Annotated in this window: 11 protein-coding genes and 2 pseudogenes; 6 read left to right on the plus strand and 7 right to left on the minus strand. The window is 42.9% G+C overall.

Annotation, left to right across the window (positions count from 1 at the left end; all coding sequences use genetic code 11):
• The first annotated feature begins 190 nt into the window (after nucleotides 1–190).
• On the plus strand, nucleotides 191–1558 hold the full coding sequence (locus BM213_RS10020; protein WP_091703659.1) for an ISLre2 family transposase: 1368 nt from the start codon (nucleotides 191–193) through the stop codon (nucleotides 1556–1558).
• A gap of 148 nt (nucleotides 1559–1706) precedes the next feature.
• On the opposite strand, the gene BM213_RS10025 is transcribed toward BM213_RS10020, so the two are convergent.
• Nucleotides 1707–2669, minus strand: a complete 963-nt coding sequence (locus BM213_RS10025) for an IS4 family transposase (protein ID WP_244149251.1) — start codon at nucleotides 2667–2669, stop codon at nucleotides 1707–1709.
• Nucleotides 2670–2974: 305 nt separating this feature from the next.
• On the opposite strand from BM213_RS10025, the pseudogene BM213_RS10030 reads away from it, so the two are divergent.
• Both BM213_RS10030 and BM213_RS10035 read left to right on the plus strand, forming a co-directional pair.
• Nucleotides 2975–3565, plus strand: a pseudogene (locus tag BM213_RS10030) (sodium:calcium antiporter); the annotation flags it as partial.
• Between the two features lie 2 nt (nucleotides 3566–3567).
• Nucleotides 3568–3807 (plus strand): annotated as a pseudogene (locus BM213_RS10035) (ISLre2 family transposase); the annotation flags it as partial.
• An 840-nt stretch (nucleotides 3808–4647) separates the two neighbouring features.
• On the opposite strand, the gene BM213_RS10040 reads toward BM213_RS10035, so the two are convergent.
• Nucleotides 4648–5640, minus strand: a complete 993-nt coding sequence (locus BM213_RS10040; RefSeq protein WP_091703662.1) for an NADPH:quinone oxidoreductase family protein — start codon at nucleotides 5638–5640, stop codon at nucleotides 4648–4650.
• A gap of 132 nt (nucleotides 5641–5772) precedes the next feature.
• On the opposite strand from BM213_RS10040, the gene BM213_RS10045 reads away from it, so the two are divergent.
• The gene (locus BM213_RS10045; RefSeq protein ID WP_091703664.1) at nucleotides 5773–6360 is read left to right on the plus strand and encodes a TetR/AcrR family transcriptional regulator; all 588 of its coding nucleotides are present in this window, start codon (nucleotides 5773–5775) and stop codon (nucleotides 6358–6360) included.
• A 131-nt stretch (nucleotides 6361–6491) separates the two neighbouring features.
• Here BM213_RS10045 and BM213_RS10050 read toward each other — a convergent pair whose 3' ends face one another.
• Nucleotides 6492–6920 (minus strand): DUF4395 domain-containing protein, encoded by a 429-nt coding sequence (locus BM213_RS10050; protein WP_091703667.1) that lies wholly within the window; start codon nucleotides 6918–6920, stop codon nucleotides 6492–6494.
• A gap of 409 nt (nucleotides 6921–7329) precedes the next feature.
• Here BM213_RS10050 and hxlA point away from each other — a divergent pair, with 409 nt between their 5' ends.
• Both hxlA and hxlB read left to right on the plus strand, forming a co-directional pair.
• The gene (gene hxlA, locus BM213_RS10055) at nucleotides 7330–7965 is read left to right on the plus strand and encodes a 3-hexulose-6-phosphate synthase (RefSeq protein ID WP_091703670.1); all 636 of its coding nucleotides are present in this window, start codon (nucleotides 7330–7332) and stop codon (nucleotides 7963–7965) included.
• 4 nt (nucleotides 7966–7969) lie between these two features.
• A complete protein-coding gene (hxlB, locus tag BM213_RS10060) occupies nucleotides 7970–8527 on the plus strand; it encodes a 6-phospho-3-hexuloisomerase (RefSeq protein WP_091703672.1) in 558 nt (185 codons plus the stop codon).
• Between the two features lie 311 nt (nucleotides 8528–8838).
• Here hxlB and BM213_RS10065 read toward each other — a convergent pair whose 3' ends face one another.
• From BM213_RS10065 to BM213_RS10080, 4 genes are all read right to left on the minus strand, one after another.
• Nucleotides 8839–9390 (minus strand): DJ-1/PfpI family protein, encoded by a 552-nt coding sequence (locus BM213_RS10065; RefSeq protein WP_020961363.1) that lies wholly within the window; start codon nucleotides 9388–9390, stop codon nucleotides 8839–8841.
• 126 nt (nucleotides 9391–9516) lie between these two features.
• Nucleotides 9517–10188, minus strand: coding sequence for a GNAT family acetyltransferase (locus tag BM213_RS10070; RefSeq protein WP_091703675.1), 672 nt, complete (start codon nucleotides 10186–10188; stop codon nucleotides 9517–9519).
• 5 nt (nucleotides 10189–10193) lie between these two features.
• Nucleotides 10194–10880, minus strand: coding sequence for a GNAT family N-acetyltransferase (locus BM213_RS10075; RefSeq protein ID WP_091703677.1), 687 nt, complete (start codon nucleotides 10878–10880; stop codon nucleotides 10194–10196).
• A gap of 33 nt (nucleotides 10881–10913) precedes the next feature.
• A complete protein-coding gene (locus BM213_RS10080) occupies nucleotides 10914–11771 on the minus strand; it encodes a carbon-nitrogen hydrolase family protein (protein ID WP_091703683.1) in 858 nt (285 codons plus the stop codon).
• Between the last annotated feature and the right edge of the window lie 339 nt (nucleotides 11772–12110).

Here is a 12110-nt window from a genome sequence, read left to right on the forward strand (position 1 = left end):
GTGTGAGTAAAATATTTGTGGGTGACATTCAGGAATGATTCCCCGACGAGGGTTGCGAACTTTTGTTCGCGACGCTCGTCGGGGCCACCAAGCGAAGCGCGGTAGAAAAAAGCAAATGTCATGCAAAAAGGACTCTCTCCCTGCTATGATGGTGATGACCAACATCCATAAAACAGGAGGGAGAGAGTCCATGAAACATCTTACCACAGAATGGCCTTTATTAAAAGAGCTGGAGGAACAATTAGTCAGAACTCTTCAAAAGGTGTTCGCTGTCTTGTTGGCGGCCCTTTTGGAGGAGATTGATCAACAACTGGCGGAAGCGCGGGACAAGCGCCGGTATCAGCTGAAAGACAAACGGCCGACCACGATCCAAACGCTGTTTGGAGAAGTGACGTTTCGACGGAACTACTACTATGATCGGCAGGCGGGGGCGTATACCTTCTTGCTGGATGCCGAACTGGGCTTTGATGGAGCGCAGTCGATCAGCCCTTGCCTCGAGGAAACGGCGGTCGAGTTGGCCGTAGAGTGCTCTTCCTACCGCAAAGCGGCCCGTACGTTGGAGTCGATCGTGGGGTATGCGGTCATGAGCCACGAGGCGATTCGCCAACTGGTGCTGGAGGCCCCTGTCTCGCTGCACCACCCTGTTTCCAAACGGCACGGCCGAGTGCTATTTGTGGAGGCGGATGGGCTGTTCATTTCCCGCCAGGGGAAAGGGAAACGGGCGAAAGAAGAGAAAATCCTGGCGGTTCACGAGGGATGGAAACGAAACGGTTCGCAGCTCAAGCTCGTAAACCGGCGCCACTACCTCCATGAAGGGGCGGAAGACGTGTGGGAACGGTTTGAAGAGTGGCTGATGAACGAATATGCCTATGACCCGTGCCGGGACCTTTTGATCATCAACGGCGACGCGGCGTCGTGGATCACAGCCTGCCGGGAGTATTTTGGAAAGCGAGCCTGCTTTCAGCTGGATCGATTTCATGTGGCGCGGGAGCTGCGTCAGTGTCTGTTCGGCCATCCGCGTTGGCGGGACGTGCGGAAGAAGCTGGCGAAACAAGACGAAGAGGGGCTTCTGGTGGAGCTGAACAGCGCGGTCGGCACGTTGGAGGACGAAGCGAAAGAGAAGCAGATGGCTGCCATGATCCGTCGGATCGAGTCGATGCCGGGATGCATCCGGGACTATCGGGAGTGGCTGTCGGAGCAAGGGGTGGAGACGACCGGCATGCGTCCGATGGGCCACGCCGAGAGCGTGATGAGCCGGTTTGCGCATCGGGTGAAATCCCGCCGCAGCTGGAAAGACCAAGGGCTTCGGGCGTTTCTGAGGGCGATGGCAGCCCGAATCGACGGGATTTGGCGGAGAAATGAGCAGTTGGTGGAGGAAGAAGAGACCCGAACGGCAGCCTCGGCCTCAACAAAGTCCAAGCGGGTTGAACAGGCCAAACGGAAGGCAGGACGGTTGTGGGCAGATGTGGTGCGTCAGAATCTACCGTGTCTGCAGCGGTCATCCGGGACGCCGATCCATCAAGCGTTGTCGGCGCTTCGGGATTTTGGTTGGGTGTAAAAAAATGGAATACAATATCATCGCTTCAAGATGAGGGATGAGAGTCCGAAAGCGCTTACGATATCAATTCCTGAAAATGGTTCGATAACTAGTGATTGACAACACCCGTAGTGAACGAAAAAATGTTCTCCACAAAGTCTTGACTGACTCAAAGCTCATAAACCTGTTGCCCATCAAACGACTCTTGTGGTAAATTAGTCAGTAAGATGTGGTATTTCTTTTGTTCGAGGGTTTGGCGTGTCAGCGCCTTCCCTTTTCTTTTTTCCCTTTTTCGCACATACGCCATCCGTTTTTGCCATTCTTCTTCCGTCAAACGTCGAAAAATCAAGCGTGGGATATACAAACGCTCATGCCCGATGTATACATGTTCCATTTCTACTGATTCCCCTTCCTTTAATTGATTCCCAAGAGATTCCCAATCCCATTCCTTCCACTGGCTATTCTCTTTGATATACACTTTCATATCGGAACGGAGCCGAGTAATATAATACGCTCCTCGGGCGTCGATCTCGGTTAGTGCGGCAACGGAGAAAAAGCCCAAATCCCGAATACATAGGTCATTCGGCAAAATCGTGTGCTGGGCATGATAGGCAAAACGGGCGTCCGAGTCATTGGCTGATTGAACGCATAGTTGAAGACAGGCACCAGACAACAAGTCATATTCAAACTGAATTTTCGCTCCTGATGAGACGGAACCTCGGTAGTCCTCCCCGTAGTCGGCAGGAACCAAAAAACTGGTCGAATCCAAAATCCGCAAGCGAGTAAAACACGTCCGGTAGGTTTGGATGGTGGACCAAAGCAATGGGCGTTGTCGTTGGAGGAGAAGGAAAAACACTTCTCGCAAAAACGCCACGGCTCGCTCGGTAAAGCGCTGATTCAATCCTTCGCTGGACAGGGAACAGTCATGGCGGAGCGTGAGAGACGTACATAACCGTTGGAGTGATTGTTGTGCCAGTGAGCCATCTCCCCATGCACAAAGAGTCAAAAATGCTTCTGCCGTTAATGCTCGTTTTCGTTGGATAAATCCTGTTTCTTGAGCAAGATGAGTCAATGTCTCAGGCGAGAAAAGTTGGCGGATGGTTTTCATCCATGCTTGCATTTGATTTTCCATAGAAAAAATCCTTTCTAACGAAGAGTATTCGCTAGAAAGGATACCATGTTTTTAACGGTGTACAAAGGCCCAAATTCTTAACTTGATGGCTATGGGAAATATCCCCCTCTATTCTAAATCCATTTCAGAGATACCCTATCTATCTTACATTACACAAAATTCTTGACGGTACCAGATTTAGATGATAAAATCGTTAACGCATTAAATAATGCGTTAGATAGTGCTTATCCTCTTTTCAAATTAAGAGATTGTATTAATAGTAATTAGAAAATAATAGAAACTAAATGAGTTAAGGAGAATAAACAATGACTTATATTTTATTGATTATCGGCTTTGCATTATTGATAAAAGGAGCCGACCTCTTTGTAAACGGATCTTCCAATATTGCCAAACTGCTCCGGGTTCCAACTATTTTAATCGGGTTAACTATTGTGGCTTTTGGAACAAGTTCACCGGAAGCGACTGTCAGTATTATTGCAGCACTGAAAGGAAATGCAGATGTTGCACTTGGTAACGTAGTGGGAAGCAATATTCTTAACAGTACCCTTATTGTAGGTGTCACAGCATTCTTATATCCTTTGAGAGTTGAAAGTGAGACCATTAGAAAAGAAATCCCATTTGCCTTACTCGCAAGTGTAGCATTGCTAATTCTTATGAGTGATATTGCATTGCAAGGATCGAGTAGCAACTTACTTACACGCAGTGATGGATTTATTCTTTTATTGTTCTTATCCATCTTTATGTACTATTTAATTGAGATTGGCCTAAAAAGTCGGAAAGAGAAAGCAGACGAACCAGTTCCTGAGGACATCAGGTGGGGTAAAAATATATTAATTACCATACTAGGATTGGCTGCAATTATATTTGGAGGGGATTTGGTAGTAGATAACGGTACCACAAAAAAATGGCAGCCCGAATCGACGGGATTTGGCGGAGAAATGGGCAGTTGGTGGAGGAAGAAGAGACCCGAACGGCTGTCTCGGCCTCAACAAAGTCCAAGCGGGTTGAACAGGCCAAACGGAAGGCAGGACGGTTGTGGGCAGATGTGGTGCGTCAGAATCTACCGTGTCTGCAGCGGTCATCCGGGACGCCGATCCATCAAGCGTTGTCGGCGCTTCGGGATTTTGGTTGGGTGTAAAAAAATGGAATACAATATCATCACTTCAAGATGAGGGATGAGAGTCCGAAAGCGCTTACGATATCAATTCCTGAAAATGGTTCGCTAACTAGTGATTGACAACACCCGTAGTGAACCGAAAAAATGTTCTCCACAAAGTCTTGACTGACTCGTTTCGATTTGCTTCTTGACAATTTCATACGGATTCAAGTTTTCTTTTGTGACAATCACATCAATTCCCCCCATCTCTAATGATAAAATGATGCAGCATGATTTTAGACGGTAGTTTGTTTATTCGTTAGACGATTATCATACTATCATTATTTTTATATTCATTCAATATTTTTTATAAAAATTTAAAAATATGAAATTAATTCGCTAGTGTCTCATAAAAAATATCAATAGACATAATAAATCTGAATTTTCTGCAAATATATTTTCGCATAAAAAATCCTTTATAATGGTTTGGTGGTAGTAACCCTATCCAAATCCAATATAAAGGATCCACAATTATGGAGAAGTTTACACGAAAAACATCATTTGAACAATGATTTTCACCAATTCAGTTCAACTTATTTGACGATATGGTGAAAGCCTATCAATTAGATTACTATACAAAGAAGGTTTAGTTGTTGCACTCGTCTTAAGCTATAGGTAATTACTAACTTTATTTAGGTGTTTTCGTTTTTCGCTGATTTTCCAGAAAAATAAAATCTGAAATTTCAAAACTTATTTATGCGACGCTAGTGATAAGCTCAAATTGAAAAATCGACATAAACAAAGAGTTTAAGTCAGATAAAAAGCGTGCTCAAAATATGTCCGAAAATCAACCTGTATTTATATAGATTTTTTCTTACTGAACTATGCTAGTTTTACAACCGTTCTGCCGCGCAGTTTGCCTTTTAGAATATTCGATAATGCCTCAGGAAGTTGTTCAAGGGTGATTTCTTGTGCAATCAAATCCAGTAATTTATCAGGTTTTAAATTAGTGGCCATGCGCTCCCAAATTTGTTTTCGTAATTCCATCGGGCAATAGACGGAGTCAATGCCAAGTAAGTTGACGCCGCGAAGGATAAACGGGAAGACGGTTGTTGGAACGTCTGCGCCACCTGTTAACCCGCTGACAGCTACGGAGCCGTTATATTGGATTCGGCTAAGGATCGTGGCGAGAGTTCTCCCGCCGACAGGGTCAACAGCCGCGGCCCAATATTGTTTATCTAACGGACGGATTTGTTCTGGACAGACTTCTTCGCGAGAAATGATTTCTTTTGCGCCAAGCTTGCGCAGATATTCGTGTTCGCTTTCTTTGCCCGTACTTGCAACAACGTGATAGTTTCGTTTGGCTAACATGGAAACCGCGATGCTTCCGACTCCGCCAGTGGCTCCTGTTACAAGCACTTTTCCTTTTTCAGGGGATAATCCGTTTTCTTCTAAGCGGTGGATGGACAATGCCGCCGTAAACCCTGCCGTTCCTAAAGCCATTGCTTCTTTTAATGTCAATCCTTTTGGAAGAGGGACAATCCAATCTCCAGGAATGCGGGCATATTCACTGTAGCCTCCGTAATGTGACACGCCGATTTCATAGCTCGTTGCAATGACTTCGTCTCCTTCTTTAAAGCGCGGATCCTTAGAAGAGGCGACAATACCGGCGAGATCGATACCAGGGATAAATGGATACGATTTTACAATTTTTCCATTCGGAATGCATGCTAATCCATCTTTATAGTTAACGCTGGAATAAGCAACTTTAATGACAACATCTCCTTCTGGAAGGTCCTCGATGGAGACGGTTTTCACATTCACCGTAAAATCTGTCTCCGTTTTGTTCACTACTAGCGCTTTGAATTGGTCCACTTGACGTCCCCCATTTCGTTTTTTCATATTCTTACCTATAACGATAACAAAATTATTCTGACCGGTCAAAATATTTTTTATCAAAAATTCATGTATAATGTCGTTATGATCGAAGTTTGAGGGGTGGATTGGATGAAGAAAAAGGCAGAAGAAAGGCGAGAGCAAATTTTAAGGGCTGCTTTTCAAGCAGTTTCCGATAAAGGATACGAAACGGTGACATTGCAAGATATCGCGGATTATGCCGCTGTAAGCAAAGGGGTTACGAATTATTATTTTGAAAATAAGGAAGATGTTTTTTTAAGCTTGCTGGAATGGGTGACGGATCGGATTTATCAACATGAGCATAAAGCAGTTAGCGAGAAAACAACGGCGATCGAAAAGTTAGAGGCATACATTCATTCGGTGTTTATCGATCCAGAAAAGAATAAAAAGTTTTATAAAGTGTATCTTGACTTTATCGCACAAGCCAGCCGAAATCCACAATATCGGCAAATTAATCTCAAATTTTACGAAAACTGTTGGAAAATCGGACGCGACATTGTTGCGCTTGGACAAGAGGAAGGAACATTTTCAGCGGACATTCAGGCGGATACAGCTTCAAAAATGATTCGCTCGATCATTGATGGATGCCTCATTCAGTGGTTAATGCGTGATGAGGATCATCTTCATGAGTTTTATAAAAATACTTGTTATGATGTTATTTTAAAATATTTAAAATAAAGAAAACCTTTCTTTGAAGTGACCCCTGTCAAGTAGACAGGGTCACTTCACTCATAAAGTGTCTATTTAATACACAGCTGTGGGGTATGACACTTTACTGGAATCAGGTCAGCCCCTATTTTTGTACGACACTAATGATTAGAGGCTTTTTTATAGCGGTATTGTTGCCATTGATAACGAATAAAACATCCGATACAAAATCCGAGGATAGCGACAAATGCTGCTAACGCGACCATCGCTGTGAAGATATAGGCAACGACCATCCAGTCAGCTAAGTAACTTACTAAGCCGGCAGAAAGGCAGATGACAGCAATGACTTGATTAAACTGCTGCTGCTCGGCGTCTTCTGGGACGTACTCAGAAGGATGCTTCTTTAAAAACAACTTTGCCAACCGCATAACAGGATTAAAATCAAAGAATAATCCAAGCAATCCAGCAGCTAATGGAAAAGCAAGCAACCATTCTTGTCCTGACAGCCATGTTGCAACAACACTAATAACAATAAACCATTGATTGGCTCTTACAAGCGGACGGGGGATTGAACGGTTCGTTTCTTTCATTGTTTATTCCCACCTTTCTTATATGATTATATGAATTTTACTACTGTTTTGTCATTTTGTGAAGCCAACGAATGTCTTTGAAAAAATGAGGATTTATTGCAAAATGGCGAAAGAAAGTACATATTAGTACGGTTGAAGAGGAAAGGAGGGAATTTATCGGTATACGTTCAAATTCATGTTTCGACATACGCATCGGTCAGATGTTGTTAGACACATTTTGAAAAAGGAAGACAGGTGTTCCGAGAATGAAATGATCATATCCAATAGTATACTTTTTAACACTATGTAAAAATAAAGTGCGTACTTTCTAAAGAAAATCATACATAGTATACTGATTGCTGTACAAGCGGAAAAGATATGTTCGCTTGCGCAACAAACAATCAATTTTTATTAGGGGGGGTAAGAATTCATGCAACTACAATTAGCATTGGATCTTGTAAATATTCCTGAAGCAAAAGAGCTTGTGAAAGAAGTTGAGGAGTATGTGGATATTGTAGAAATCGGTACTCCTGTTATTATTAATGAAGGCCTGAGAGCTGTTAAGGAAATTAAAGAAGCATTCCCTCATTTAACCGTTCTAGCCGACTTAAAAATCATGGATGCGGCTGCATATGAAGTCATGAAAGCATCCGAAGCTGGCGCGGACATTATCACGATCCTTGGAGTGGCTGAAGATATGTCAATCAAGGGGGCCGTTGAAGAAGCTAGAAAACAAGGCAAAAAAATCTTGGTTGACATGATCGGTGTTAAAAATTTAGAAGAACGCGCTAAAGAAGTGGATGAGTTTGGTGTAGACTATATTTGTGTACACACAGGATACGATCTTCAAGCAGTCGGAAAAGATTCTCTTGAAGAACTTCACACAATTAAGCGTGTTGTGAAAAATGCGAAAACAGCCATCGCCGGCGGCATTAAATTAGACACGCTGCCAGAAGTCATTAAAGCAAAACCGGATCTTGTCGTTGTCGGCGGCGGTATTACCGGACAAAAAGATAAACGAGCTGTAGCTGCTGAAATGAAAAAAATGATCCAACAAGGTGAATGAAATTATGCAGACTACACAATATTTAGCGGAAATCATAAAAGAGTTAAATCGCACAGTCGATTTAATCGCTGATGAAGAAGCTGAAAAATTGGTAAAGGGGATTCTTGAGGCAAAGAAAATTTTTGTAGCTGGTGCAGGCAGATCTGGATTTATGTCCAAATCTTTTGCGATGCGAATGATGCATATGGGTTTAGACGCCTATGTAGTAGGAGAAACGATAACCCCTAACCTGGAACAAGATGACATTTTAATCATCGGCTCCGGTTCAGGGGAAACGAAAACGTTAGTTTCCATGGCTGAGAAAGCTAAACGCTTAGGCGCGACAGTAGCGCTTGTTACGATTTTCCCTGAATCAACCATCGGACAATTAGCTGATATCACTGTTAAATTACCTGGTTCACCGAAAGACCAATCAGACAGCGGATATAAAACGATCCAGCCAATGGGCTCACTATTTGAGCAAACTCTCTTATTATTCTATGATGCGATCATATTGAGATGCATGGAGAAAAAAGGATTGGACTCCAGTACGATGTTTAAAAGACATGCCAACCTTGAATAGTGTAAGGAGTCCTAATCACCATTTTAAGTCCTAACCAAAATTTTAAACTAATTCAAGTAATTGATCAAACTGAATTTTCACCTTAATAAACAAAGAACAAAAAGACCGCAAAGCGTTTCTTAAAGGAAGCGTTTTGCGGTCTTTTCATTAGAGTCATGCCTGTCACGCTCAGGAGTATGAGATGTCTTACCTTTTCATGAGAATACGTCTTCGTGTTAGATTGAGAAGTAAAAACAGCTCATCAATCTTTGTGTCTAATGTCGTTTAAATCAAAAAGGCGTCCCCATAGGAGAACGCCTTAACAAACGATTTTACTTGTTTAATAACTTAATAAATTCGCGCATGAATGCTGGTAAATCTGGCCATGCATGAGCGGATACGAAATTGTTATCAACATGAGTTGGTTCAGATACATAGTTGGCACCAATTGCTTCTACACCTGGCTTGCAGGCAATGTATGCGGTCATGCTGCGCCCTTTCATAATATCAGGAAGGGTTTCTAATACAAGTGAAGCATGGCAAATCGCCGCAACTGGTTTGTTCGCTTCAAAGAAATGGCGTACGATTTTTGGCAAGTTTTCATCGAGGCGGATGTATTCTGGCGCACGTCCTCCCGGAATAATGAGCGCATCGTACTGTGTTGGATCGATTTCTGCAAACGATGCATGTGCATCAATGAGATAGCCTGGCTTTTCTACAAAAGTATCCCAATCAGCGAAATCGTGAACAACTGTATGCAGTTTCTTTTTCTTCGGAGCAGCGATTGTAACATCAAAACCTTCCTCTAACAAACGGTAATACGGATAATAAATCTCTAACGCTTCCACTGCATCTCCTGTAACAATTAATACTTTTTTGCTCATATGAACAACCTCCTTCACTACTATGATATTATAAACAAAGTGTACTGTCACTATTTGAATTGATAAAGGATTTTTTAGTTTTTTGAATTCGGACTTTTGAAATTAAATGAATATGACGTTAGTACATTAAATGCTTAAAAGAGGTACCGTATTTTTTGTTTCAAGATTTTCAACCATTTCATACCAAGCCTTTGGTTTGTTTGATAAGACAGAATAATAACGTTTCAAAAACTTCACAACAAGCTCCGCTGGAAGTTCATTTACGTTATCATCCATTGGAAGGAAACAAAGGTCCAGTCCTGTTACAGCCTCTCCATCATTGTTCCAAGATGGATGAACATAAGGGAAGTCAAGACGCTTATAACCAAGATGAGACAATACTTCACGGCGGACATATGGATCCATCGGTTTAATTCCGCCAAATTCATAATGTTCCACCCGATAAGGATCATAAATTTCCGCAAACATGCCAAATAACTGCTTTCCGTTTGCTGCTGCCCAAGCGTTCAAATCTTCTAGCCTCTTTTGCGCTAAAAATCGGCCGATGCCAAGTCCTGCTCGGCCAATGATCGTGAAGTCTGTCATTGCGACATTTAAATCTTCATAATAGCGGTACTCTGTCGCACCTACGACATTCCCTTCATGAACAGCAACACACACACGAATTCCCGGATCTTCAAGAGGCTCTTTCCAAAGATCGAATGCTAATACTTCTTCAGGAGGAAATACCTCTTGCATCAATTCGTGCATTTTTTTAAACAAAGGGTCCTCAATACTCGTAATTCTCCGATATTCCATGTTCATCATTCTCCTTGTTCAGATTTTGCTGTATAAAAAGGATTTTTCCATTTCATCAGCGCTGCGTAGTTACAAGACTCTTCATCCTCTAAATAGTTAGCCACCACTTGAACAGGGGTACGGCCGCAGCGAAGCAGGAAAGTGATAACAGGGTCTTTTAATTCACCTTTTACGACTGCTTCGAGGTATTGTTCTGCCGTCATCTCACCAGCTTTTTTATGATAGCCGGGCATTCTTCCTCCGCCTAACAGACGTTCTAATCCCAATTGAACGACGACTTCATACATGGATAACATTAGCCATTTTCCTAATCCTAATTTGCGATAAGCAGGGCGCACGCCAATATCGACTACATAGAGCGTATTTCCATTTGGATTATGGTTACGAATATATCCATTATCGGTAATTTCTTCCCATGTATGATCCGGATGATTCGGATCAAAGTCAACAATCAATCCTGTCATCGATCCAGCAATTTCGCCATCGACCTCTACACATAAGGCTCCTTCTGGAAAGAGAGTAACATGGTTTTTCAGCTGTTCCGTGTTCCACCATAATTCAGATGGGAATGGCGGTGGGAAACTTTCTTGCTGGATGCGGATTAAGCCGGGAAAGTCCTTTTCTTCATAATTTCGAATGACCGCCGGAACAGGCCGATCTTGGTCAAAGACGTAAAATTCTTTTCGATACATTTTTCTCCCTCCTTTAAGAGCGCTAGTCTTACCTTATTTCCAGTCCGGATAGAGATCGGTGCGACGATCACGCCATGTAGTGACGGAACCGCTTTCGCGAACTTGATATAACAGTTCTAAATCAAGATCAGCGGTTACAACCATATCATGATTGATTTCTCCTTCGACTAAGATGCCGCGCGGAGGAAATGGAATATCGTTCGGTGTAATCACCGCTGCTTGCCCAAAATTCGCCCGCATAAAGTCAACCGTCGGAAGGGAACCTACTGTACCCGTCGTGACAACATAGACTTGATTTTCGATGGCTCTTGCATGGCTTGTGTAACGGACACGATGGAATCCGTGACGATCATCCGTGCAAGAAGGACAGAAAATAACATCAGCGCCTTTCGCTTTAGCTATGCGAACAATTTCTGGAAACTCAATGTCATAGCACGTCAACATCGCAATCGTTCCTTTTTCGGTTTCGAACACTTGTAGACCATCGCCAGGCGACATGTTCCATTCCTTTACTTCCGTAGGAGTAATATGGAGCTTTGCCTGTTCTGCGACTCTTCCATCTGGATAGAATAAATGAGCCACATTGTATAATCGGTCACCTTTACGGATGACATGTGTTCCTCCAATAATATGCATCTTTGTCTTCTTTGCTAAATTTATAAATAAAGACCGATATTGTTCAGTAAAATCAGGAAGCTCTTGAATCGTCAAAGGCTGCCCTTGTTCATTGCCAATGGACATGAGCTGAGTAGTAAAAAATTCTGGGAATAAAACAAAATCTGCATCAAATTCTTGAGCTGTTTTAATATAATGCTCCACTTGATTAGCAAATTCTTCAAAAGAATTTATCGTATGGAGATGATATTGAACGGCTGAAACTCTTAGTTTCATCATCTTTGGCGAGGAGACCCCGACTTCTAAGCGAGAGCGAAAGTCGGGGAGGAATCGCCCTTCCTCCTTTCTTTTGTATATGATAGAATAAGAATGTGGAGAAAACCGTTGAATCAAGGCACTCCAATCCCCGTTACTCGATGTAGGGAGTTGGTTGCAGGAAACGTTGCAACCGTAAAACATCGAGCGTACATCCGTCTGTTGTGCGTGGAAGTCAAGTACTGCCTACAGACATGCCGAGCCACTCGGTAGCGATATAGGCATGACCTATGTCGTTGGGTAGTCGTCAACCTGCCCCTGATGTAACCCCAAGTCAAGGAAGGAGGACGAAGTCCGTTC

The organism is Anoxybacillus pushchinoensis (genome assembly GCF_900111795.1).
Lineage (GTDB): Bacteria > Bacillota > Bacilli > Bacillales > Anoxybacillaceae > Anoxybacillus > Anoxybacillus pushchinoensis.

Coding starts and splice junctions, on each gene's coding strand:
- BM213_RS10065 (WP_020961363.1), bottom strand. CDS start 9,390: ATGAGCAAAAAAGTATTAATTGTTACAGGAGATGCAGTGGAAGCGTTA.
- BM213_RS10050 (WP_091703667.1), bottom strand. CDS start 6,920: ATGAAAGAAACGAACCGTTCAATCCCCCGTCCGCTTGTAAGAGCCAAT.
- hxlA (WP_091703670.1), top strand. CDS start 7,330: ATGCAACTACAATTAGCATTGGATCTTGTAAATATTCCTGAAGCAAAA.
- BM213_RS10045 (WP_091703664.1), top strand. CDS start 5,773: ATGAAGAAAAAGGCAGAAGAAAGGCGAGAGCAAATTTTAAGGGCTGCT.
- BM213_RS10080 (WP_091703683.1), bottom strand. CDS start 11,771: ATGAAACTAAGAGTTTCAGCCGTTCAATATCATCTCCATACGATAAAT.
- BM213_RS10020 (WP_091703659.1), top strand. CDS start 191: ATGAAACATCTTACCACAGAATGGCCTTTATTAAAAGAGCTGGAGGAA.
- hxlB (WP_091703672.1), top strand. CDS start 7,970: ATGCAGACTACACAATATTTAGCGGAAATCATAAAAGAGTTAAATCGC.
- BM213_RS10070 (WP_091703675.1), bottom strand. CDS start 10,188: ATGGAATATCGGAGAATTACGAGTATTGAGGACCCTTTGTTTAAAAAA.
- BM213_RS10075 (WP_091703677.1), bottom strand. CDS start 10,880: ATGTATCGAAAAGAATTTTACGTCTTTGACCAAGATCGGCCTGTTCCG.
- BM213_RS10025 (WP_244149251.1), bottom strand. CDS start 2,669: ATGGAAAATCAAATGCAAGCATGGATGAAAACCATCCGCCAACTTTTC.